Annotated in this window: 21 protein-coding genes; 8 read left to right on the forward strand and 13 right to left on the reverse strand. The window is 61.8% G+C overall.

Translation table 11 applies throughout. The features are described from left to right. Positions 1-2: 2 nt before the first annotated feature. The gene (locus HJB82_RS06155; protein ID WP_207581160.1) at positions 3-1,403 is read right to left on the reverse strand and encodes a L,D-transpeptidase; all 1,401 of its coding nucleotides are present in this window, start codon (positions 1,401-1,403) and stop codon (positions 3-5) included. Positions 1,404-1,658: 255 nt separating this feature from the next. Between HJB82_RS06155 and HJB82_RS06160 the strand changes: the two genes are divergently transcribed. The 3 genes from HJB82_RS06160 (at position 1,659) to HJB82_RS06170 (ending at position 3,339) form a co-directional block, all read left to right on the forward strand. Beyond that, positions 1,659-2,498 carry a DUF4432 family protein gene (locus HJB82_RS06160; RefSeq protein WP_221115813.1) on the forward strand — a complete coding sequence of 280 codons (840 nt, stop codon included), beginning with the start codon at positions 1,659-1,661 and terminating at the stop codon, positions 2,496-2,498. 71 nt (positions 2,499-2,569) lie between these two features. Then, positions 2,570-2,908 carry a TIGR01244 family sulfur transferase gene (locus HJB82_RS06165; protein WP_207581158.1) on the forward strand — a complete coding sequence of 113 codons (339 nt, stop codon included), beginning with the start codon at positions 2,570-2,572 and terminating at the stop codon, positions 2,906-2,908. An 86-nt stretch (positions 2,909-2,994) separates the two neighbouring features. After that, positions 2,995-3,339, forward strand: a complete 345-nt coding sequence (locus HJB82_RS06170; protein ID WP_207581157.1) for a RidA family protein — start codon at positions 2,995-2,997, stop codon at positions 3,337-3,339. A 39-nt stretch (positions 3,340-3,378) separates the two neighbouring features. On the opposite strand, the gene HJB82_RS06175 is transcribed toward HJB82_RS06170, so the two are convergent. From HJB82_RS06175 to HJB82_RS06190, 4 genes are read right to left on the reverse strand one after another with little or no spacing between them, the layout of a single operon-like run. After that, positions 3,379-5,037, reverse strand: a complete 1,659-nt coding sequence (locus HJB82_RS06175) for a thiamine pyrophosphate-binding protein (RefSeq protein ID WP_207581156.1) — start codon at positions 5,035-5,037, stop codon at positions 3,379-3,381. A 2-nt stretch (positions 5,038-5,039) separates the two neighbouring features. Then, entirely contained in the window at positions 5,040-6,227 is a 1,188-nt protein-coding gene (locus HJB82_RS06180) for a CaiB/BaiF CoA-transferase family protein (protein ID WP_207581155.1), read from the reverse strand. A gap of 16 nt (positions 6,228-6,243) precedes the next feature. Then, positions 6,244-7,200 (reverse strand): DMT family transporter, encoded by a 957-nt coding sequence (locus tag HJB82_RS06185; protein ID WP_207581154.1) that lies wholly within the window; start codon positions 7,198-7,200, stop codon positions 6,244-6,246. A gap of 17 nt (positions 7,201-7,217) precedes the next feature. Beyond that, entirely contained in the window at positions 7,218-8,162 is a 945-nt protein-coding gene (locus tag HJB82_RS06190) for an alpha/beta fold hydrolase (RefSeq protein ID WP_221115812.1), read from the reverse strand. Positions 8,163-8,417: 255 nt separating this feature from the next. Here HJB82_RS06190 and HJB82_RS06195 point away from each other — a divergent pair, with 255 nt between their 5' ends. From HJB82_RS06195 to metF, 4 genes are all read left to right on the forward strand, one after another. Next, complete coding sequence (locus HJB82_RS06195) at positions 8,418-9,158, forward strand: ribonuclease T2 family protein (protein WP_207581152.1); 741 nt, start codon at positions 8,418-8,420, stop codon at positions 9,156-9,158. A gap of 97 nt (positions 9,159-9,255) precedes the next feature. Further along, positions 9,256-10,905, forward strand: coding sequence for an energy-dependent translational throttle protein EttA (gene ettA / locus HJB82_RS06200; protein WP_207581151.1), 1,650 nt, complete (start codon positions 9,256-9,258; stop codon positions 10,903-10,905). Between the two features lie 161 nt (positions 10,906-11,066). Then, positions 11,067-12,092, forward strand: coding sequence for a metalloregulator ArsR/SmtB family transcription factor (locus tag HJB82_RS06205; RefSeq protein WP_221139718.1), 1,026 nt, complete (start codon positions 11,067-11,069; stop codon positions 12,090-12,092). A gap of 1 nt (position 12,093) precedes the next feature. Continuing rightward, positions 12,094-12,996 carry a methylenetetrahydrofolate reductase [NAD(P)H] gene (metF, locus tag HJB82_RS06210; protein ID WP_221139719.1) on the forward strand — a complete coding sequence of 301 codons (903 nt, stop codon included), beginning with the start codon at positions 12,094-12,096 and terminating at the stop codon, positions 12,994-12,996. A gap of 551 nt (positions 12,997-13,547) precedes the next feature. Here metF and HJB82_RS06215 read toward each other — a convergent pair. The 5 genes from HJB82_RS06215 to HJB82_RS06235 form a co-directional block, all read right to left on the reverse strand. Beyond that, the gene (locus HJB82_RS06215) at positions 13,548-14,453 is read right to left on the reverse strand and encodes a DMT family transporter (RefSeq protein ID WP_221115810.1); all 906 of its coding nucleotides are present in this window, start codon (positions 14,451-14,453) and stop codon (positions 13,548-13,550) included. Positions 14,454-14,582: 129 nt separating this feature from the next. Further along, positions 14,583-15,800 carry a lytic murein transglycosylase gene (locus tag HJB82_RS06220; RefSeq protein WP_221139720.1) on the reverse strand — a complete coding sequence of 406 codons (1,218 nt, stop codon included), beginning with the start codon at positions 15,798-15,800 and terminating at the stop codon, positions 14,583-14,585. An 81-nt stretch (positions 15,801-15,881) separates the two neighbouring features. Then, entirely contained in the window at positions 15,882-16,679 is a 798-nt protein-coding gene (locus HJB82_RS06225) for a GH25 family lysozyme (protein WP_221115808.1), read from the reverse strand. A 125-nt stretch (positions 16,680-16,804) separates the two neighbouring features. Then, a complete protein-coding gene (locus tag HJB82_RS06230) occupies positions 16,805-17,479 on the reverse strand; it encodes a class I SAM-dependent methyltransferase (RefSeq protein ID WP_221139721.1) in 675 nt (224 codons plus the stop codon). Next, on the reverse strand, positions 17,476-18,720 hold the full coding sequence (locus HJB82_RS06235; protein ID WP_221132099.1) for a DUF3419 family protein: 1,245 nt from the start codon (positions 18,718-18,720) through the stop codon (positions 17,476-17,478). Before HJB82_RS06235 ends, HJB82_RS06230 begins: the two co-directional genes overlap by 4 nt. A gap of 189 nt (positions 18,721-18,909) precedes the next feature. Here HJB82_RS06235 and HJB82_RS06240 point away from each other — a divergent pair, with 189 nt between their 5' ends. Next, on the forward strand, positions 18,910-20,334 hold the full coding sequence (locus tag HJB82_RS06240) for a serine hydrolase (protein ID WP_221115806.1): 1,425 nt from the start codon (positions 18,910-18,912) through the stop codon (positions 20,332-20,334). Between the two features lie 31 nt (positions 20,335-20,365). Here HJB82_RS06240 and HJB82_RS06245 read toward each other — a convergent pair whose 3' ends face one another. The 3 genes from HJB82_RS06245 to HJB82_RS06255 form a co-directional block, all read right to left on the reverse strand. Further along, the gene (locus HJB82_RS06245; RefSeq protein WP_221115805.1) at positions 20,366-21,295 is read right to left on the reverse strand and encodes a lytic transglycosylase domain-containing protein; all 930 of its coding nucleotides are present in this window, start codon (positions 21,293-21,295) and stop codon (positions 20,366-20,368) included. Positions 21,296-21,410: 115 nt separating this feature from the next. Continuing rightward, a complete protein-coding gene (locus HJB82_RS06250; RefSeq protein ID WP_221115804.1) occupies positions 21,411-22,046 on the reverse strand; it encodes a LysE family translocator in 636 nt (211 codons plus the stop codon). A 58-nt stretch (positions 22,047-22,104) separates the two neighbouring features. Next, positions 22,105-23,316 (reverse strand): pyrophosphate--fructose-6-phosphate 1-phosphotransferase, encoded by a 1,212-nt coding sequence (locus HJB82_RS06255; RefSeq protein WP_221115803.1) that lies wholly within the window; start codon positions 23,314-23,316, stop codon positions 22,105-22,107. Positions 23,317-23,600: the final 284 nt, after the last annotated feature.

Here is a 23,600-nt window from a genome sequence, read left to right on the forward strand (position 1 = left end):
CCTCAGTCGACGAATTCGACCGTCACGCCCGGCTTGACCATCTTGGCAAGTTCGGTCGCATCCCAATTGGTCAGGCGGATACAGCCATGGCTCTGGGTGCGGCCGATCTTGGAAGGCTCGGGTGTGCCGTGAATGCCGTAGGTCGGCTTCGACAGCGCCATCCAGACGGTGCCGACGGGGCCGTTCGGGCCGGGCGGAATGTTGAGGATCTTGTCGTTGCCGGCCTGCTGGAAATTGATCTTCGGATTATAAGTATAGCCGGGATTGAACGCGACGCGCTCGACCGTGACGGTGCCCGACGGGGAGGGTGTGTCGGTCGAGCCGATCGATGCCGGGTAGGCGGCAATGAGATTGCCGGCGCCGTCATAGGCAAAGACCTGCTTGCGGCCCTTGTCGGCGATGATGCGGGCGACCTCGCCGCTCTTCGGCTCGCCCGGATTGACGACCTTGATGATCGTGCCGGCAACGGTGAAATCGGCGCCGGGGTTCATTTCCTTGAGGAAGGCTTCATCCATGTGGAATCGCTCGGCCAGCATTTCGGTGGTCGAGGAAAAGGCGAGCGACGGCAGCAGCGCCTTCTGCGAATAGTCTTCCGGGATCTGGGCGACGAAGGGGCCGGCGGCATCGGCCGGCGTAATCGTGTAACTGACGACCGGCAGGCCGCCGTTCATGCGCAGCTCTTCGAGAATGGCGTCGGTGTCGTTCGGGTCGAGTCTGGAGCCGGTCATCTGGTCATAGGCATAGACCGACTTGGTGACGTTCGAGCCCATATGGCCGTCAATGACGCCGGGGGAGATGCCGGCGCGATCGAGGAAGACCTGCAGCGCGACGATCTCGGGCTTCGACTTGTTCTTCAGCGTGATGACGGGCTCATCCGGTGCGGCGCTCGGCGCGTCAGCGGGCGGGAGCTGCTGGTCGGGATCGATCGAGGCATAATCGTCGCCGGGCTGCGGATTGCCGATGCTGTTGTCATTGGGATAGGGTTGACCGTCGAGCGGTTGGCGTTCGATCGCCGCATCGCGCGGAATACCGCCGGTGACCGCACCGCGCTCAGAATAACGCGTATCGCCAGAGGCGTTGTCGTCGGCGTAATAGGGATCGTTGCCGTTCTGGTCGGCATAGACCTCGCGCGGACCGGGCCGTGGCGGATAGTAGCCGCGGGCGCGCATCTCGGTGGCGACGACATTGCCATAGGCATCGATCATCACGCGATTGCCGCTGCGGTCGCGGGCATAGATATAGCCGCGGGGGACATAGTCGAGAATTTCGCCGTTCGGCGTAACCAGCACGACATCGCTCTGCCGGCGGTCACGGAACTGCTGCGCGCCTGCCCCCGGTGCTGCAGCCGCGATGGCCGCCAGCACGGCCGCAAGCGAAAATGCCGACTTCAAAAAGCGATTCACGTCTCATACCTCGGAACTGTGACTGGCAGACACACACCTGCGAATTTTGACGCTAGTGTGGAATTTATGAAACCGTGCTGAACAAAATATGAAAATCACTAAGATTTCCTTTTACTCATAAACGTTTGCGTCTCTGTGTCAGTTCCGCAAAATCCATGGTTGCGGCAAAAACACAGGATGGGGACTGCGCCGATTGACGAATGACGGCGCGAAACCTAACGCTACGGCCGCCGACAACCTCCTGAGGAGACTGCGATGATCGAATTTGCTGCCGCAAGCGGGCCGCGCCTGATGCTGGATGAAACGTCGGTGCTGGATATCGGCGGATGCATCGTCGAAGGCGTCGACATTGCGCCGAAGCGCGCCATTCCCGACGACGGCGATCCGCGAATCGATCACTCGCTCGAAGGCTTCCTGTTCACTTGCGGCCCGGACCATATCCGCCACCGGCAGCCGATTGCCGGCCGGGCCGACGGCAAGGTCTATCCGCTGCACGGATCGGCCTCCGGCCATGCGGCCAAGGTGCTGTGGACGAAGTACGAGAACGGCAATGCCGAATGCCGCGCCGATATCGACATCGCCACTGTCGAGGGACTGCCGCAGCGCATCGAGCGGCTGTGGCGGATCGACGGGGCGACTGGCGAGGTGCAGCTCGAGGACCGGGTCGTCAATACGAGTGATCACACGGTGCCGACCTTCCTGATGTATCACATGAATACCGGGGGCAAATGGCTGGACGAGGGCACGCTGCTTGAAGGCCGGATGCTTGAGAATGGCGGTTTCCCATGGACATTCGGTGAGGAGCCGGGGGGCATCTTCTGCGTTCCGGCGCCAGCGACGGAGGAAGGCTTCGCGGAGATCCGGCTTGGACCGATTGCCGCGATCGGCGGCAGGACGCTCCGCGTGCGCTTCCGCGCCAATACGCTGCCCCATCTGCAGGTGTGGCGGAACCAGAAAGCGCCGGCCCATATCATTGGCATCGAACCGGTCTCGCATCGCTGGGTCTCCCGCGACGAGCTCGAGGTGGCCGGTGAGTTCAACATGCTGGCACCCGGCGAGAGCCGCAGCTATGCGCTGACCTTCGCCTTCCTCTGAGCGAAGTGTTGTTGACGCTCGCGGGCCTCCCGTCGTAGACCTTCAGCCCACGATTTTGAGGAGACAAGACGATGGATATTCGCCAGATTGACGATGAATATTCGGTTTCGGGCCAGATCACGCTTGAAGAACTCGACGAGATCAAGGCGATGGGGTTCAAATCGATCGTCTGCCACCGTCCCGACCATGAGAGCCCCGACCAGACGTCGTTCTCGGTCATCGAGGCGCGCGCCAAAGAGCTTGGTCTCGATATCGCCCATGTGCCGGTTGGACCGATGGGCGTGACCGAGGAAGCCGTGCAGGGCATGGTCGACGCGCTCGACGAATTCCCGCGGCCGATGCTCGGTTACTGCCGCTCCGGCGCCCGCTCGACAGCGATCTACCAGAAGACCCACCATATCCGCGGCTGAGCCCCGTTAACCGCGCCCGTCCCGGCGCCCGATTTTCCGGCGCTGTGCCGCAGCGCCGCCACCTTCCATTCACTCAGGAGACTATGATGAGCATTAAGCGTATCGACGTCGGCGCGCGCATGAGCGGCGCTGTCATTCACGGCAACACTGTCTATCTCGCAGGCCAGGTCGGTGAGGGCGACAGCGTTACCGATCAGTGCAACTCTTCGCTTGCCGAAGTCGACCGCCTGCTGGCTGAAGCCGGCAGCAACAAGTCGAAGATCCTGCAGACGATCATCTATCTCTCCGACATCGCCGATTTTGCCGAGATGAACGCTGTCTGGCAAGGCTGGATCGATCCGGCCAATCCGCCGGCCCGCGCCACCAGCGAAGCCAAGCTCGCTGCGCCAAAATACAAGGTCGAGTTCATCGTTACGGCCGCGATCGACTGAGGTCACTGCGGGATTGCGTGTCGAAGCCGGTGGGGAGACCTACCGGCTTTTTGCTTGCGCGATTTCCGAGAGTGTGCGCGTCGGCGTGATCGCCTCGGGATCGAGTTTGATCTCGATGATCGCCGGCTTACCGCTGGCACGCGCCCGCTCGAAGGCCGGGCCGAATTCCGCCGTTTGCTCCACCGTCTCGCCGTGCCCGCCATAGGCGCGGGCAAGGGCTGCGAAGTCGGGATTGGTCAGGTCGGTGCTGCTGACGCGGCCGGGATATTCGCGCTCCTGATGCATGCGGATCGTGCCGTAGATACCGTTATTGACGACGACCGCGATGATCGCCAGGCCGAAGCGGATGGCGGTGGCGAATTCCTGGCCGTGCATTAGGAAACAGCCGTCGCCGGCAAAGCAGATGACCTCTCGCTCGGGAAAGAGCCGCTTGGCAGCGACGGCGGCCGGCAGGCCGTAACCCATCGAGCCGGAGGTGGGGGCGGCTTGAGTGTTGAAGCGGCGAAAACGATGGAAACGATGCACCCAGGTGGCATAGTTGCCAGCGCCGTTGGTGAAGATCGTTTCCGGCCGGGTATTGGCCTCCAGCCACTCCATGATCGGCCCCATATGAACCGGGCCAGGACCTGTCGCTGGCGGCTTCGACCAGGAAAGATAGGCCTGATGCATATGCTTCGTGCGCTCGGCCCAGCGCGGCTCGGCCGGCGCTTCCAGATCGGCGAGCGTTGCGACGAAATCGGCAGGTGCGGCGCAGATGGCAAGATCGGGACGATAGATACGGCCAAGTTCGGATGCGTCGGGATGGATGTGCATCAGCGATTGCTGAGGGTAGGGTATGTCGATCAGCGTATAAGACGAAGACGGCATTTCCGACATGCGGGCGCCGAGCAGGATCAGCAGGTCGCTCTCCTTGATCTCCTTCGCCAGCGCCGGGTTGATGCCGATGCCGACATCGCCGGCATAGCAGGGATGGAGATGATCAAACAGCATCTGCCGGCGGAAGGAGCAGCCGACCGGCAGTCGGAAACGCTCGGCGAAGCCTGCAAAGTCGGCGACGGCGTCGGCATCCCAGCGCGTGCCGCCAAGGATCACCATAGGCCGTTCGGCCTTTAGCAGTCTCACATGGAGATCGTCGATCTGGCGGCGGCCGGGATGCGCCTCGACGCTGACATAATGCTTAGCGCGGGGAGCCTCGACCTCATCGCGCAGCATGTCCTCCGGCAGCGTCAGCACGACTGGGCCGGGCCGGCCCGAGGTTGCGACCGCAAAGGCGCGGGTGACGAACTCGGGAATGCGGGCGGCATCGTCGATCTCGCCCACCCATTTGGCGAATTCGGTGAAGGCGCGGCGGAATTCGACCTCCTGGAAGGCCTCGCGCTCGCGGGCTTCTCGCTGCACCTGGCCGATGAAGAGGATCATCGGGATCGAATCCTGTTTGGCGATATGCAGGCCGGCAGAGGCGTTGGTAGCGCCGGGGCCGCGGGTCACCATGCAGATGCCGGGTTCGCCGGTCAGCCTGCCCCAGCAATCCGCCATCATCGCCGCTCCGCCCTCCTGGCGACAGACGACGACGTCGATCTCGCTGTCGCGCAGGGCGTCGAGAACGGCGAGAAAACTCTCACCGGGCACGCAGGAGAGACGCTTGACGCCGTTCGCCTTCAGCGCCTCGACGATCAGTTGCCCGCCGGTCCTCTTCATGCCTATACCTTCCTCTCGCGCTCGGCGAGTTCCGCCAGAATTTCTTCGCTGTGTTCGCCGAGACGTGGGCTCGGCCTGATGTAAGACAACGGCGTTTCCGACAGCACCACCGGCGTCCTGACCCCGGGGATCACGGTTCCGGCCGCATCCGCAAGGTCAATGCGCAGGCCGCGGGCCTGTACCTGCGGGTCGGCGAACATCTCTTCGATCGTGTTGATCGGGCCGGCGGGAACCGCATTCTCCTCGCAGGCCTTCAGCAGATCCGCCTTCCGCCATTTCAGGGTCTCGGTCGAGATGAGGCTGCGCACCTCGCCGCGATTGGCGACGCGGGCCCTGTTGGTGGCGAAACGCTCGTCGCCGGCGATGGCGTCAAGGCCGAGGATGGTGCAGAGGCGACGGAACTGGCCGTCGTTTCCGACCGCCAGAATGAGATAGCTGTCTGCCGCCGGCACGACCTCATAGGGTGAGATATTCGGATGGGCATTGCCGAGGCGGGTGGGTGCCTTGTCGGAGACGAGGTAATTCATGTTCTGATTGGCGAGCACGGCCGATTGCACGTCGAGCAGGGCCATGTCGACGAGCTGGCCTTCGCCTGACTTGAGCGCGTGGATCAGGGCAGCCTCGATTGCCGAGACGGCATAGATGCCGGTGAAAATATCGGCGATGGCAACGCCTGCCTTCATCGGCTGGCCGTCCGGCTCGCCAGTGATCGACATGAAACCTGACATGCCCTGGACGATGTAATCATAGCCCGCGAGGCTGGCATAGGGGCCGGTCTGGCCGAAGCCGGTGATCGAGCAGTAGACGAGTTTCGGGTTCACCTGGCGCAAGCTATCGTAATCGAGCCCGTATTTGACGAGGCCGCCGAGCTTGAAATTCTCGATCACTACATCGGCGGTGGCGACAAGGCGGCGGACGAGATCCTGACCTTCGGGGCTCTTCAGATCAGCAGTAATGGAGCGCTTGCCGCGATTGGCGGCGTGGTAATAGGCGGCCGAGAGATTTTCGCCATCGGCGCCTTCGACGAAGGGCGGCCCCCATTGGCGGGTGTCGTCGCCGCCGTCGGGATTTTCGACCTTGATGACATCGGCGCCGAGATCGGCGAGCATCTGTCCCGCCCAGGGACCGGCGAGCACGCGGGCAAGCTCGATCACCCGGATGCCGGCAAGCGGCGGCTTTTTCGTCGTCATATTTCCTCGTCCGTTTCTACGGCGCCAGTGTCGCCTCAGATGTATCGGATACAGGCTTTGAAGCAAAGCGGCGCTCGCGCCAGAGGATGTAGAAGCCCGACGCCATGATGATCATAATGCCGAGCCATTTGACCGCATCCGGAAAGTCGCCGAAAACAAGCCAGGCGAAGATCGTCGCCGAGACGATCTCGAAATATTGCAGCGGCGCCAGCGTCGAGGCCGGTGCTGCACGATAGGCATAGACGCCGAAGATGCCCGCTATCGCGGCCATGGCGCCGACCCCGGCGAGGTAGAACCAGGCGCTGCCTTCAGGCATGACGGGATCGAAGAGATCGGAACCGCTTCCTTCGCCCGCAAAAAGCAGGATGGCGCAGAAGATGAGGCCCCAGATGCCCATCTGGAACTGCATCGCCCAGGGATCTTCCCGGTGCGAGAGGACGCGGGTCATCAGTACGAAGATCGCGATGCAGAGCGCGCTGAGGACGGGCAGGAGCGCGACGTAGCCGACTTCGCTGAAACTCGGCTGGATGATCAGCATTGCCCCGAAGAAGCCGACGCCGCAGGCGGTATAGCGCCGCCAGCCGATCGTTTCCTTCAGGAAAATGCCGCCGAGAATGGTCAGCACGATCGGCTCGACGAAGAAGATCGCAATCGCGTCGGCGACGGCCATATATTTCAGCGTGGTGACGAAGGAGATCATCGAGACCGTTATGATCGCGCCGCGGATGGCATGGAAAAGGCTCTGGCGCCAGGAGAAGTCGGTGAAGCTGCGCCGCCATATGACGATCGGTAGCATGCAGAGCGCCTGTAGGGCAAAGCGGGCGGCGGTGATCTCGGCGGACGGGATCGTGACGACGGCAAGCTTGGCGAAGATGTCGATGAGCGGCGAGACCATTACCGAAAGAAACATCAGCGCAAGCCCTGTGGTCACGTCGGGGTTGGACGATATGGGGCGGGCAGTGGTGTTGCTCATGATGAAATCCTTGTTGCTCAGGATCTGGCCGCTCGGGGTCTGGCGACGGCCTCGTCGCACCAGTCCGCGAAGGCTGCGGTTGCCGCTTCTGCGCCGATCTCGTTCAGCGTCTCATGCCGCATGCCCTGATATATCTCAGTGCTGATACGAGAGAAGCCCCGGGCTTTCAAATGGTTTGACAGCCAGACGATGGCTTTTCCACGCGCCGTCGCCGGGTCTTCACCGCCGCCGACCAGATGGATTGGCATGTGGCGCGGCAGCCGATCCAGATGGCGCTTCTGCGGGGCGCGAAAAGTCAGGTCGAAAAGATCGAGCCAGAGAGAGACCGAGGCGTCGAAGCCGCAGAGCGGATCGGTGATATATTTGTCGACTTCGTCGGGAAGGCGCGAGAGCCAGTCGAACTCGGTGCGGCATCCCGGAATCGACTTTCCCCAGGCGCCGAAGGTGAGTTTCGGCAGGAGGCCGCTCGGCACGTCGGAGCCCTTCAGCATGCGCTCGGCAAGCAGGATCGCCTGGGCGGCGCGGCCGGCGAGACCGACTGCGAAATTCGAATTCCAGACGGCGACGGCGTCGAAATCGACAGGCGCCGTGACGGCGGCATTGAGGGCGATCAGGCCGCCCATCGAATGGCCGAAGAGGATCACCGGCAGGCCGGGATGGCGCAAGGCCGCGTGAGCGCGCATGGCGATGACGTCGCCGATCACTCTGTCGACGCCGTCCCGCCGGGCGAAGCGGCCGATCGGCGCGTCGGGGGCCGTCGTCTCGCCGTGGCCGCGGTGGTCATGGGCATAGACGTGATAGCCGCGCGCCGCCATAGCCTCTGCGAAAGCGCGATAGCGTTTCGAATGTTCGGCGAGGCCGTGCGATATCAACAGGATGCCGCGCGCCGGGCCGGCGGCCTCGACATGGTGATAGGCAAGCGACGCCCCCGGCACGGTGAGCTTTTGCGTTTCAGAAAACATCTGGATCCTCCTTGCAGGAACAGACCAGATCGCACTGCATAATTCCTTAAATCGGAATCGATTTAAGGAATTATGCAGCAGCAATGTGCTGCAGCGTCCTTTGCGCGTCTGAAAAGACGCGCGGCGCTGAAGGCAAATGCAACACCGAGCCTTGAGTTATCCGATAACAAAATGCGGGAACGCTACGATTCAGGGTTGCGGGCTTTCGATCTTCGTGCTTATTTGTTCCTGTATTGTTCTTTTTTGGGGGTTGAAATGAGCAGCATGCAGTTGCGTACCTTGACGTTCGCCGTTTCGATGGTTGTTGCCGGCGCCGCCGTGGCGCAGGAGGCCGGCGGGCGCACCCGTTTTATTCTTTCAGCAAGCTGGCAGCCGGCTTTCTGCCAAACGAACCAGAAGAAGGCCGAATGTGCGAGCCAGACCGGCGAGCGCCCCGATGCGACGAATTTTTCCTTGCACGGGCTCTGGCCGATGCGACAGAATTATTGCGACGTCAACGCCGAGCAGAAGGCCGCCGATAAGGACGGCAGCTGGAACACGTTGCCGGCGGTCACGCTTTCGGCGGAGACGCAGGCGGCGCTCGCAAAGGCCATGCCCGGGACGCAATCCGGTCTGGAACGGCATGAGTGGACAAAACACGGCACCTGCACGAAAATGAGCGCCGAAGATTATTTCGGCGTCGGCGTGCATCTCCTCGGCGCGCTCAATACCTCGGCCGTGCGCGATCTCTTCGCCGCCAATATCGGCAAGCAGGTTAAGGCCGAGGCGATCAAGGCAGCTTTCGACAAGAGCTTCGGGCCGGGCGCCGGCGAGCGCGTCAAGATGAGCTGCCGGCGGGCCGGCAATGTCAAGATGATCAGCGGGTTGACCATCGGGCTTTCGGAGGCCGCCGGGGCGGCGTCGGCGAAAAGCGCCGGGCTTGCCGATCTGATCCAGGGGGCGGGGAAAACCTCCTTCGGCTGCGACGAGGGCGTCGTCGATGCTGCGGGCTTTTGACCGGAAATCCTGAGTAACCGGGTTTCGGCGTTGCCCGCAGGCGCTGTTTCGCCTACATAGCGGCACGATCGAAGTTTTCCGCCCGGAGCAGCGCAGCATGGCACGTCAGTTCATCTATCATATGTCCGGCCTCAACAAGGCCTATGGCAACAAGAAGATCCTGGAGAATATCCACCTCTCCTTCTACCCCGATGCCAAGATCGGTATCCTCGGACCGAACGGCGCCGGCAAATCCACGGTGCTGCGCATCATCGCCGGTCAAGACACGGAATTTACCGGCGAAGCCTGGCTCGCCGAAGGAGCGACAGTCGGCTACCTCGAGCAGGAGCCGCACCTCGATGCCAACAAGACGGTGTTCGAGAACGTCATGGAAGGCGTTGCTTCGAAGACGGCGGTGCTCGAGCGCTACAATGAACTGATGATGAACTATTCCGACGAGACGGCGGAAGAGGGATCGAAGCTTCAGGACATTATCGACAGCCAGAACCTTTGGGATCTGGAAAGTCAGGTCGAGATGGCCATGGAAGCCCTGCGCTGCCCGCCGCGCGACGCCGATGTCACCAGCCTTTCCGGTGGTGAGCGCCGCCGTATCGCTCTCTGCCGGCTGCTGCTTTCGCAGCCGGATCTGCTGCTGCTCGACGAACCGACCAACCACCTCGACGCCGAGACGATTGCCTGGCTCGAAAAACATCTGCGCGACTATCCGGGCGCCGTTATGATGATCACCCATGATCGCTACTTCCTCGACAACGTCACCGGATGGATCCTCGAACTCGACCGCGGCCGTGGCATTCCCTACGAAGGTAACTATTCGGCCTACCTGCTCGCCAAGGCCAAGCGCATGCAGCAGGAAAACCGGGAAGAGGCCGGCCGCCAGAAGGCGATCAGCCGCGAACAGGAATGGATCGCCTCCAGCCCGAAGGCGCGTCAGGCAAAATCCAAGGCGCGTATCAAGTCCTACGAACAACTGGTGGAGGCGGCCGAAAAGCAGCGTCCCGGCGACGCGCAGATCATTATCCCGGTCAGCGAGCGCCTCGGCCAGGTGGTCATCGAGATGGAAGGCATCACCAAGGGTTTCGAGGGCCGCACGCTGATCAACGACCTGTCGATCAAGCTGCCGCCCGGCGGCATCGTCGGCATCATCGGCCCGAACGGCGCCGGCAAGACGACGCTGTTCCGCATGATCACCGGCCAGGAGACACCGGATGCGGGATCGGTCCGCATCGGTGAGACGGTCCACCTCGGTTATGTCGATCAGAGCCGCGATGCGCTTGACGGCAGCAAGACCGTCTGGGAGGAAATTTCAGGCGGCGCGGAAATCATCAAGCTCGGCAAGTTCGATATGAACTCCAGAGCCTATTGCGGCGCCTTCAACTTCAAGGGCGGCGATCAGCAGCAGAAGGTCGGCAATCTCTCGGGTGGCCAGCGCAACCGCGTTCACCTTGCCAAGATGCTGAAGGCCGGCGGCAACGTTCTGCTGCTCGACGAACCGACCAACGACCTCGATACGGAAACCCTCGGTGCACTGGAAAGCGCGCTGGAGGCGTTTGCCGGCTGCGCCATCATCATCAGCCACGATCGCATGTTCCTCGACCGTCTGGCGACCCACATTCTGGCTTTCGAAGGCGAGGGCCATGTCGAATGGTTCGAAGGCAACTTCGAAGATTATGAACAGGACAAGGTTCGTCGCCTTGGCCCCGACGCGCTCAACCCGGGCAGCCAGGCCCATAAGCGCCTGACGCGCTGATCGCAGCCGTTTTTCCAGTCAAAAAGCCCCGGTTCGGCCGGGGCTTTTTCACGTCTGGCCTGTCGCAATTTGAGCAGGCAATTTCGCGGGAGCGCGAATTGACGCTTGTCACCGTCTTTCAAATCACATAAAGATATCTTTATATCTTGATTGGACCGAAGATGAGTGAACCCTTGAAGCTTGGACTGGATGCGCTGGTGGACGTCTTGAAGGCGGCCGGCGAGCCGACGCGTCTGCGGCTTCTGGCGCTTCTCGACGGCGGCGACTTGACGGTGACCGATCTTACCGAAATTCTCGGCCAATCCCAGCCCCGCATCTCCCGCCATCTGAAGCTGCTCGGCGAGGCCGAACTGATCGAACGCTACCAGGAAGGCGCCTGGGCCTATTTCCGCCTCAAGCAGGACGGCAAGGCGGCAATGCTCGTTCGGGCATTGCTGAAGCATGTCTCCGAAAACGATCCGACCGTTCTTCGCGACGGCGAACGGCTGTCGCAGGTCAAGCGCCAGCGCGCCGAGCGGGCACAGGCCTATTTCAGCCGCAACGCGGCGGAATGGGACGAGCTTCGCCGCCTGCATGCCGCCGATGAAGAGGTCGATGCCGCCGTCATCCGGTTGCTCGGCGGCCAGCCGATCGACTCGCTGCTTGATCTCGGCACCGGCACCGGCCGCATCCTCGAGCTTCTCTCCGGGCTCTATCGCCGGGCGATCGGCGTCGATGCCAGCCGCGACATGCTGAGCGTAGCCCGCGCCAATCTGGACAAGTCTCGCATCACCAAGGCCACCGTGCGCCACGCCGATATCCTGAACCTGCCGTTCGAGGGCCAGGATTTCGATGTGGTGACGATCCATCAGGTGCTGCATTTCTTCGATCAGCCGGAGATTGCGATCGCGGAAGCGGCGCGCATGCTCCGGCCGGGCGGCCGGCTCGTGGTCATCGACCTTGCGCCGCACACGCTCGAATATCTCCGCGACGAGCATGCGCATGTCCGTCTCGGTTTTTCGCACCAGGCGATATCCGACTGGTTGCACAGGACCGGGCTCGACGTCGAGCAGGTCGTCGATCTTCATCCGGGTCAGCCAAACGGGCAGGGGTTGACGGTCACCGTCTGGCTCGCGCGCGACCCGAGGCGCCTCATGGCTTCGCAGACAAGCGAAGGCGCCGAACCTACCTTTGCCGGGAGAGTATGACATGGCTTTGAATAACGAGGTACGCGGCCGCAACATCGGGATCTCTTTCGAATTCTTCCCGCCGAAATCGGAAGAGATGGAAGGTCAGCTCTGGCAGACGGTTGGCGAGTTGCAGGACTGGGACCCGGATTTCGTCTCGGTGACCTATGGCGCCGGCGGCACCACCAAGGCGCCGACACTGACCGCCGTCTCGCGGTTTCTGTCGCAGACGCCGCTCGCCACCGCTTCGCATCTCACCTGCGTCGGCGCGACGAAGGAAGAGACGCATCAGGTGATCGATACATTCCGCAAGGCTGGCGTGACGCATTTCGTTGCGTTGCGCGGCGATGCGCCCGGCGGCGCCGGCGCGCCCTATCAGCCGCATCCCGGCGGTTACGCCAACGCAGCGGAGCTGGTGGCCGGCCTCAAGGAGATCGGCGATTTCGAGATTTCGGTTTCCGCCTATCCGGAAAAACACCCGGAAAGCCGCGATACGACTGCCGATATCGAGATGCTGAAGCGCAAGGCAGACAATGGCGCCGACCGGGCGCTGACGCAGTTCTTCTTCGACAACGACAATTTCGAACGCTACCTGGAGCGGGTGCGCGCTGTCGGCATCTCGATCCCTATCGTGCCCGGCATCATGCCGATCCAGAACCTGACGCAGCTGAAGCGTTTTGCCGGGGCCTGCGGCACTGTGATCCCGGCCTTCCTCGATGAGCGCTTCGACGGCTTCGACGACAAGCCCGATGAGCGCGCCAAGGTCGCAGCCGATGTCGCCGCCGAACAGATCGAGGATCTTGTCCGGCGTGGCATCTATGACTTCCATCTCTACACGATGAACCGCGCGCCGCTGGTTTCCGCCGTGCTCGATAATCTCGGCTTTTCACGCCGGGCGGCAAAAAGTGCGGGCGCGGCCGCCTGATCTTTCTAAAGCGCGTCGCGATCTTTCAGATTCGCTCCTTGCGCTTTGTTTTTACGCATGTCGTAGCCGCAAAACCGCTGCACGCTTTTGCGCGACATGCTTAGTTCAAAAAGATGAAAAAGCGCATGTCGGGCGGGACATGCGCTTTTTTATTGGCGGATTGATCAGGGGAGTTCAGGTGCTACCAGTCATTCCGCTTTCCTCGGCCGGCTCAGATGAAGAGCATGGACAAGACGAAAGCAAACGCTGCACTGACCAACAGAACATTCAAGGATTGCGTGAGTCCCATGTCTGTCTCCTCGCGTTAACCGGCCAATAATATGTCTGAAATATGTCGGTTGGGAAGCAGATTCTATGCTGCGCTGCAGAACGATGCGGTGGATAAGCTGAGCAGAATTTAATCAAGCGATTGAAAGTATTATATTATTTTCGATGAAATTTTGTCACAGATTTTAACATGCCGTTAAATCCGGCGAGTGCGGATTTACCTATGCGCCCAAAACATGGCAACCGGGCAACCGGTTGAAAACATGCGGAATTCGCAACCGGTATCAGGTGGTCTTCGCCAGCAGGCGATAGACCCGGCCGTCGAGAATGACGAGGCCGAAACCGATCAGCGCCATGCCGGCGAATTCGCCGAGTGCCAGGCTTTCATCAAGGAAAAGAACGCCGAGGAGGATGGCGCTCGGCGGCACCAGCAGGGTGACGAGCGAGGCGTTGGTGGCTCCGGCCGCCGCCATAATCCGGAAATAGAGGATATAGCCAAAAGCGGTCGACAGCAGCGCCAGTGCCAGGATGGCAAGCAGCGCTTCGAGCGGCGGGGCGGCCAGCGCCCAGGGGCGATCTGAGAGCAGCGACAGCGGCAGCGCGATCAGCGAGGAGGCGGTCAACTGGCCGGCAGCAGTGACCGGGGCTGGAACATTCTTGAAACGTTTGCCGTACGTGGCGGCAAAGCCGTAGGAGATCGCGGCAAGCACGGGGAGAAGCAGTGCCCAGAGCGGCGCCTCGCCGCCAGCCGACATGCCGGGGCCGATCAGAACGATCGTTCCGGTGAGGCCGACGAGGCAGCCGGTGATCTTTGCCGGTGATAGCTTCTCATCCGATGTGAAGGAGTTGGCGATGAGCACCGTCCAGATCGGCGTCGTCGCATTCAGGATCGCCGCAAGGCCGGCGCCGATGCGGGTCTGGCCGAAGAAGATCAGCGCATGCGGCAGGGCATTGTTGATGAGCCCAAGGATCAGGAATTCGCGCCAGCGGGCTTTGAGGGTCGAATAGACGTCGAAACGGCCGGCGATATAGATATGCAGCGCCAGTGCTGCGAGCAGCAGCCTGAGAAAGACGAGGGTCAGCGGCGGCACGTGATGGACGGCAATACGGGCAAAGAAGAAGGAGCCGCCCCAGATCAGACCGAGCAGGACCAGCAGGCCCCAGATCCAGGCATTCATTCTGCTGTCCACGCCGCTTCCTCCACCGTAAGCCGGTCGTTTACGAAGACCGGCACCCGCTTCAGATCTGATGCTTAGCGCAGACGGCGGACCGCGCCACCCGTTTCTTGCGAAGTGGGCGGCGTTAGGTGTCAGCGGTGATCAGAGAGCGTTGAGAAGGGCAGGTGTGGCCCAGCCGTCGGCCGGCATGCCGAGGCGCTGCTGCTCCTTCTGGATAGCGACACGCGTGCCAGAGCCGAGGATGCCGTCGATCTCGCCGACATCGTGGCCAAGGGACTGCAATTTGGTCTGCAGCGCTTTCATCTGGTCGCTGGCGAGTCCCTGTTCCGGCACGCCCTTGAGATAGGGCTCGGCGCCCGAAAGACGCGTCCCGAAATAGGCGGCCGATGTCGTGTAGATGAACGACTTGTTCCATTCGAGATAGATCTTGAAATTCGGGTAGGCGATGAAGGCCGGTCCCATGCGGCCCTGCGGCAGCACCAGATCGCCTTCGAGATTGCCAAAGGCGGTATTTCCGTCGCGCGGCTTGACGCCGAGCGCGAACCACTCGCCGGCCTTCATCGTGCCGCCGAGGCCCGATTTTTCCCAGGGCAGGTTATCCGGCACGGTCACTTCCTGCAGCCAGGGCTGGCCGCGTTCGAAGCCGAGATGTTGGATGAATTTCGCTGCCGTCAGGATGGCATCCGGGCCGCTCTGCTTCAGGCGGATATGGCCGTCGCCGTCGCCGTCCATGCCATAGGCGATGATGTCGCGTGGCAGCATCTGCACCTGGCCGATTTCGCCGGCCCAGGCGCCGGTATTGGTAGCGGGGTCGAGGTCGCCGTGCTGAACCATCTCGACGAGGGCGATCAGCTGCGGGCGGAAGAGTTCGGGGCGGCGGCAATCATGCGACAGCGTCACCAGAGCATTGCGGGTATTGAAATCGCCCTGGACGGCGCCGAAATCGGTTTCCATCGCCCAGAAGGCAGTGATGACGCCGGAGGGAACGCCGAATTCCTGTTCGGCGCGGGCAAAGACCTCGGCATATTGCTTCATCTTCTGGCGGCCGATGTCGAGGCGGGCCTGGCTGACGGTGCGCTGGGAGAATTCGAGGAAGGTCTGCTTGAAGACGCCCTGGGCCCGATCCCGGCTCAGAACTTTGGGATCGATCTCGGCGCCGGCGAAGGCGGCGTCGGCGGCTGCCGCACTTGCGCCAGCGGCAACCGCATCCTTCTTGACGCCTTCAAGGAAGGCGGAGAGATCGCCGCCGCAGGGCGCTGCCGCGGCTGCGTCCGGCGCCTGCTGGGCGGCTGCTCCGCCGGCGAGGGCGAGGGCAAACAGAAGAGCGAGTGCAGAGCGGCTTGTGAGCGAGCGGTGCATGGATGCGGTCCTTATATCAAAAAGATTGCCGTCGCTTTCACAGAGGAATGTGACGGAAGCAAGAAACATCGGAAGACGTTACTAAGAATTTCTATCCTTGGAAACGGCCGCAACCCAATTGTTCCAGTTCTTTGCACTGCCGGCAAAGACATTGATATCGGTGGGACCGCTGATGCCGGGAATGACGCCGGTCGAGGTATATTGCCAGAAGGCCCAGCGGCGGTCGGAATAGGTCACCTCGGGGTGTTTTGCCACCGAACGGACCCAGAAATGATAGTCCTGGAAGTAGCCGGCCAGATTATCCCGGTGGAAATCGACCGAGGTGTAGATGATCGGGCGTTTGCCGTAATAGGCCTCCAGCCGGTCCATGAATCGCTGCATTTCGGCGCGCACGGTTTCCGGATCGGGACGATAGCGGCAGGTCTTCGATTCTGCGTTCCATTCGACATCGAGCACCGGCGGCAGGCGCATGGCCTCTTTCGGCACGTTGCGGATGAACCAGTCGGCCTGCTGATCGGCCGAGGAGCAGAAATAATAGAAATGATAGGGCGCATGCGGGATGCCAGCGGCGCGGGCCTCGCGCCAGTATTCGTCGAAACGCGGATCGATCCTGTCCTTGCCTTCGGTCGCCTTGATGAAGGCGAAGGCGACGCCGGAATTCTTCACCGTCGCCCAGTCGATATCGCCCTGCCACTTGGAGATGTCGATCCCATGGACCTGGTTCTGTTGCGGATGCTTGGGGCCGAAATCCTGCGGATCAGTATCCTTGAAACGCATCTTCGGCTTGATCGATGCCGTTTCGAGATAGTCATACCCGGAGGAGGAGCAGCCGGCCAACAGGATGGCCAGGGGCAAAACGCAAAACAAAAGCCGGCGCATGGGCGTCCCGTCGTAACTCGAATGATCTCTTTGCCCCACAGCCTGACCTTCGAAAAAGACGAGTCGGCAGAGGATAACCCTCTTTTCACCATATCAACGTAAAAATTCGGTTAGTTTCAAGTGAATTATGAGCGCTTGCTGATAATAGCCGCCCGCCAGGCATAACCGCCGCCGACGGTACCGAACAACAATCTCGCGTTGTTTTCATGGGCTTGCGCTTCCAGGACGTCGCGCAGATCGAGGCGCGGGGTGACGTGGAATTTCGCAAGCCATGACTGCAGCATGTGGCGGAACCAGCCGGGCAGGCCCTCCTGCTGGCCGAAATCGACGATGTGCAGCTGGCCGCCGGGGTTGAGTGCGGCGATCGACGCATCGACGGCGCGCTCCCAGTCGGGGATCATCGATAGGGTATAGGAGATCAGGATGCGGTCGAAGCCGCTGACGCCGAATTCGCGCGGCGTGAACGCCGTGGCGTCGGCGACGCGGAATTCCGGGATGGTCGCCTTGGTGGCGAAGGTCTTGCGCGCCGAAATCAGCATTTCCTGGGAAATGTCGAGGCCGAACAGCTTCGCGGCCGGGAAATGCCGATGGGCGAAGGCCATGTTACGCCCGGTGCCGCAGCCCACTTCAAGCAGGGTGCCGCCCTCGGGCACGTCGAGATTGCGGATCGTGCTGTCACGACCGAGAAGGTAATATTTGCGGGTCAGGTCGTAGATATGGCGCTGATAGCGGTACATGCCATCCATCAGGCTGGCATGTTCGCCGCTCTTTCCTGCCATCTCGGTGTCGACCTTGCTCACGCCTTCTTCCCGTAGATGTGGAAACCGCCGTAGATTGCCGAGCGATCGAGCGCCGTCAGCTCACGCGATTTCTCCTCGAAATAATCCCACTGGTCGCGGATCGAGGAAGACAGGCGGCCTTCGATGATGCTCTTCTCGGCCGCGGTGCGGAAGATTACGCGGGCGCCATCACGCGCCGTGCGGGTGATTTCCCGCCAGACGTCGTTCAACTGCTCGTCCGTCATCCAGTCCTGCGCGTCGAGCAGGATGTAGCGGTCGCGCGAGGCGGCCGGCTCGCGGGCCAGAAGCTCGGTGAAGCTTGCATGATGGACGTTGACGCGGTCGATATTGGCGCGGATCACCTCGTAATGCTCCGATTTCAGATAGGTCGGCAGCGGACCTTCCTCTTCGGTACCGTAGCGACGGCCGAAGGCCTGCCAGGCGAAATAGTTGTCGCGCATCGGGAAATGACAGGCGAGTTTTTCCAGGCGGTGCTTCAGCACCGCTGCGATCGAATGGTCAGCGGCGAGGCTGGCGAGCTCGTCATATTGCTGCGGTGGAATGCCGAGGCCGAAGAGCGAGCTCTTGCGGCCGGTGATCCAGCGCACGACCGGCTTTTCGAACAGCGGCGCGATCTGCTCTTCGAAGAACTGGCGCTGCTCTCGGATCGAGCGGGTCTTGGTCATCTCGCGCAGCTTGACGCCATGCAGGCGGGCAAGAAGGTGGGCTGCGCCGATGAAGCGGCCGAGCAGGCCGGTTTCGTAGATGTTGCGGTCGAAGACGGTAACGCGGCGGCGGCCGAACTTGCGGCCGTTCCAATAACTGCGGGTCGCCTCGTCTAGCTTGGCGGCGAGATGCTGGTCGTAGGCGCGGCTGTTCGACTTCTCGTTCGGCATCGCCAGGAAACGGACGAGGTCGGAATGGCCGGGAAGGTGCTTGAAGGCGGCAAGCTTCAGGCGGTTCAGCGCGATGTGGTGCGGATTGAGATCGACGACGTCGATCGAGGCCGGCGCCTTGGAGAGATAGGCGAGCATGTTGCAGCCGCCGGAGCCGATGGTGACGATGCGGTGGTTGGGCTTCAGCTCCATCGCCTGCATGTCGAGATCCGGATCCTCCCAGATCTGCGGATAGACGAGGCCGGAGAAGAGAAGGCCGAAGAGACGCTCGGAAAAACCATCCTTCGAAAAAGCCTTGTGGCGGAGAAGGGCGTCCTTGAGTTTCCGGTTCTTGCGGAAGCCGGCATCCGGTGCAAATTCTGACATGAGTCTGTCACCTTTTTAGCGTTCAGGGCGTGTAGCGCGCCACTGCTACAGTTTGATGACGTGGGCTGTGGGCGCCGTTCTCCGGAGTGATCGCCCTCCTGGTAAAGTGATCGCAATGACGGCTCTTCTCCGCCGCGGCCCCTTTCCGGCGCGTGCGATTCCTGCTTCTCTCGGGCATGGAGGAATGCCATGCGATTTGTCCTGCGTATGCCGAAGGCGCTTGCTCTCCTTGTCGTTCTCGCCGTCATCGGCGTCGCCGGCTGGCTCTTCGTCCAGCCGCCGGAATTGCTACGTGTCGGCGACGGCTATGCCGCCAAGATCATCTGCTCCAACGTCTTCATCGCCGGCCGGGAGGCCGAGGAAGTGCTCCATGATGATGTCCAGGCGCCCGGAAATCCGCTGCTGCGGCTGGTGCGAGTCAGTGTCGACCGCGACGGCGATCGTGTGACGGCGCGCTTCATGGGACTGTTTGCGCCGAGTTATGCGCTCTATCGTGGCGCTTTCGGCTGCACGAGCGTGCCGGACGGCAATTTCGAGGCGGCGGCGAATGCGGTGCCTTTCAATGCGTCGGCCAGAGCGGAGGTGAACGAGGCTTTGTGGCCGGAGGGTGACGGCGCCGGCGATCGGCCGGACGGGAAGATCGCCGCCCTGCTTGCCGATGAGAGAGTAGCCGGCCCGGCCATGCGGGCGATCGTGGTGTTGCGCAACGGCCGCATCGTCGCCGAAACTTATGGCGCCGGCTTCTCGGCGAAGACACCGCTGATCGGCTGGTCGATGACGAAGACGGTGAATGCTGCGATCCTTGGCCGGCTGATGCTCGACGGCAAGATCTCATTCGACGACGACAATCTGCTGGCGCAGTGGAAGAACGATGCGCGCGCCAGGATCAAGGTCTCCGACCTGCTCGGCATGGAGAGCGGACTTGCCTTCAACGAGGATTATGGTGATGTCGCCGATGTGACGCGCATGCTTTATCTTGACCCCGACATGGTGTCGCTGCCGGCCAACGCACCGCTGGAGGCAGCGCCGGGTAAGCGCTTCCGCTATTCGAGCGGCACCGCGGTGCTCTTGTCGCGCATCTGGATGGACAGGGTCGGCCATGCACAGGCGGCCTTTTCCTATCCTGATGACGCGTTGTTTTCGCCGCTCGGCATGACCAGCGCCGTGTTCGAACTCGATGCGCGCGGCACGTTCGCCGGAAGCTCCTATCTCTACGCGACGGCGCGTGACTGGGCGCGCTTCGGCCAGTTCCTGCTGCAGGATGGAGTCTGGGACGGTCAACGGCTATTGCCGGAAGGTTTTGTCGGCGCCATGCGCACGCCGACGGCAGCGTCGAACGGCCGCTATACGCAGGGCCAGGCTTGGCTCGCGCCCGGCGGCCCGAGTGCCAAGTTCGGGCTGCCCGAGGATACATTCTGGCTGACGGGGCATGACGGGCAGAGCATGGCGATCGTGCCGTCCGCCAATCTGGTCGTCATCCGGCTCGGGCTGACGCCGAGCCGGCTCGGTTATCAGCCGCAGACGCTTCTCAAGGCGGTCCTGGCGACCTTGCCGCAACCGGGAGAGCCACAACAGCAGGCGGGATCGCAACGGCCAGCGCAGCCGCAGCCATAGGCGGCCTTCGTCGTTTCAGTCGTTCTATTGCTTAATAGTTGCCCTGGGCGATGTCGGTCATGCCCTTGCGCTTGGCGTCGTAATAATAGCCGCGCGCATAGAGGCGCACGGCATCGTCTTCCTTGCTGTCGGAGACGAGCCAGGCGCCGCGCAGATATTTCGCGGCATATTTGATGTTGGTCTCGGCATCGAAAAGACCGCCGGGGGCGCCGTCATACCCCATGGATTTGGCGGTGTTGTACTTGATCTGCATGAGGCCGAAATAGCCGCGCTTGTTGTAGGCCTTGGCGTTGTAGCGGCTCTCGCGATGGACGATGCGGTGGAGCAGCGTCTCGGGAATTTCGTAGAGCTTCGAATATTTCTGAATGAGCTTGGTAACGAAGCTCTTTTCGACGGTCGGCGCATCGTCCTTGTCGTCGTCGCTAAACATCGGCGGCGCCGTCGGCGGATCGATCGGCCCGGATTCATCGAACCCGTAGTCCATGCTGGAACGCGGCGTCGTATCGACTGCGGCAAGTGCCGCAAGCGCGCCGTTCTGCGGTGTCGCGGCAAAGGCAAGCTGCGTCGTCGGCTGCGCAGGGGATCCTGGACGCGGCGTCGGCACCACCGACTGGATCGCCGTCATTTCGGGCGTCAGCGGAATTTGCGCATAGGCTGCCGGCTGTATGGCGAGGTCGGCAGGCTGAGAGGCTGTCACGGTCGGCATCGCCGTCGCGGTCGGGGAAGGGGATGCCTGGGGAAGGGTGGCGCCGGCGACTGCCTGACCGGCTGTGCCTTCGGCTGTCGGAATCGCAGCAAGCGTGGCGTCTTCACCGGGTTTAGGCATCGGCACAACGGTCTGGGCGGCTGTCAGTTCGGCCTGAGATGTGTATTCGACGCTGGCGCATCCCGTCATCACGCCGCAGAGTATCGTCGAAACGACAAGACTGCGTTTCAGGCCGGACAATCCGATCGCTACCATTCCGCCACTTTCGTGAAATCGCGCCGCCCCGGCAGCGTATAAAAGTTACTAAAAACCTTAAGCCCTGGTGACCCCATTAACCTATTTGTGACATTCCGGCAACCACGCAATGTTACTAGGCTGCAATACGGCGATACCCGGCCGTTACGGCGCCTGCAGCGATGAGCAGCGTGCCGCCGGTACGGTTTACGGCGCGCTGGATGCTCGCCTTGCGAATCAGTCCGCGCGCGGTATGGGCGAGAAACGCATAGGTGGAAGCGTTGAGGATCGCCAGTACGAGGAATGTGGCCTCCATGATCGCCATCTGACCGACGAAAGGCAGGGCCGGATTGAGGAATTGCGGCACGAAGGCGACGAAGAAGATAATGCTCTTCGGATTGAGGGCGGTGACGACATAGGCGTGGAGGAAGATCTTGAGCGACTTCTCTTCCGGCAGATTGTCGTTGTCGGCAACCGGTTCGCCGATGATGGGAGCCCGCCAGAGCTTGATTCCCAGCCAGATCAGGTAGGCGCCGCCGATCCACTTCAGGACGGTGAAAAGGGTGGCGGAGGCGGCCAGGACGGCGCCGAGACCAAAGAGAGACGCCGTCATCGCGGTGAAGTCACCCAGCGCCACGCCGCACACCGTTGCAAACGCAGTCCTGCGGCCATGACCGAGCGCATAGGAAACGACGAGCAGTATCGTCGGCCCCGGTATGGCCAGCATAATGGCGGATGCGGCCGCAAAAGCGAGCCAAGCTTCAAGTGACATGGTGTCTCCTCCCTATTCCTCGGGAACAAGCAAAGACATCATATTAACCATCCGTCAATCACGCTTCTTTGTATTTCTGACCTATATTGTCCATGACTTCGGCAAACCATGCCGTCGAAAGGTCAAAAGCCTTGCCGCCCTTGATGCGCGGAAATTCTATAGTGCGCAATTTACCGTTCTGCGCTTCATCATGGCCGGTGACGCCGGAGACTTTGTTGAGCGCGCTTTCGACGGCGAGATCGACCATGCTTTGGATCAGCCGGAGATCGTCGCCGTTGGCCGGCGCCGATCGGGCGAAGTAGCCTGATTTCTGCACGAGCGAACGTTCGGCGTTCAACAGGCTGGCGAACTGCTTCTGGAACCAGGCGCCGACATTGATCGTGTCGATCTTCACATGGCCGAAGGCGTCGCGCTTGACGGTCTCGCCGGCGGCTTCGCGCTCCGTGACGATGGCGTCGAGGCAGGCGCCTTCGGAGACGAAGACCGTGGCGTGGCCGTTGCGGTCCATGCTCTCCTTCAGGCGGGCAGCCTCGGCGTCGAGGTCGAAGGCCATCTCAGGCAGGTAGACGGCGTCGATGCTCTTCAGATGTGCGTTCATGATCAGGCCGTCGACATACTGATTGCGGCTGGTGCGCTGGAGATAGGCGCGGGCGGTAGCGGCCGTCAGCCAGCCGCAATGGCGGCCCATGACCTCGTGGATGACGAGGGTGCGGGGGGCGGCCGTCTGCTCGTTGCCGACATTGTCGAAGAAATGCGCGCCGACTTCGGCGGCCGTCCAGGCGCCGAGCGACTGGCGGATAGGCACGACGTCGTTGTCGACAGTCTTCGGCAGGCCGACGACGGTGAGGTTGTAACCGTTGGCGGCGAGATAGGCGGCGAGGTCGGCGGCCGTGGTGTTGGTGTCGTCGCCGCCGATCGTGTGGAGAATGGTGATACCATCATTGGCGAGGCGTTCGGCGGCAATCCGCAGCGGGTTCTCGCCTTCCTTGACCAAGCCGCGCTTGACGCAATCGGCGGCGTTGGTGAGCTTGACGCGGCTGTTGCCGATCGGCGAGCCGCCGTAGCGATGCAGCAGCGGCGCCTTTTCGCGCATTTCGCGGGTGATCTCGATGCTGTCGCCGAGCAGTACGCCCTGGTAGCCGGACTTGTAGGCGACGATATCGAGGTCGGGGGCGATGTCGCTGTAGCGTTCGATGAGGCCGCCGACGGCGGAGGAGAGACAGGGCGCAAGGCCTCCGGCGGTCAGCATTGCAACTTTCTGCTTGGCCATGATCCCTCCTATGGCGTTTCGGTGCGGCGGCATCAGCTATAGGCGTCGCATCAAAGTCGATTCAAGCGATGCGCTTAGCTCATTGTTTTTATGCACGTCGCTATCCCGGAACCGCTGCACTTCCGGGCGAAATGCATGAGCGCATGGATGCGGCAGGGAAAGGAGCCTGTAAAGTAAAGAATTTACGAAAAAGCGCCTTTCTGCCGCGTAGTGACCGGAAGAACTGATATAATCGTTTCAGGCCGGTTCTGACTGCCGAGAACAGTTGTGGAAATTGCCGGCGT

This window comes from Rhizobium sp. NZLR10 (assembly GCF_019685125.1).
GTDB lineage: Bacteria > Pseudomonadota > Alphaproteobacteria > Rhizobiales > Rhizobiaceae > Rhizobium.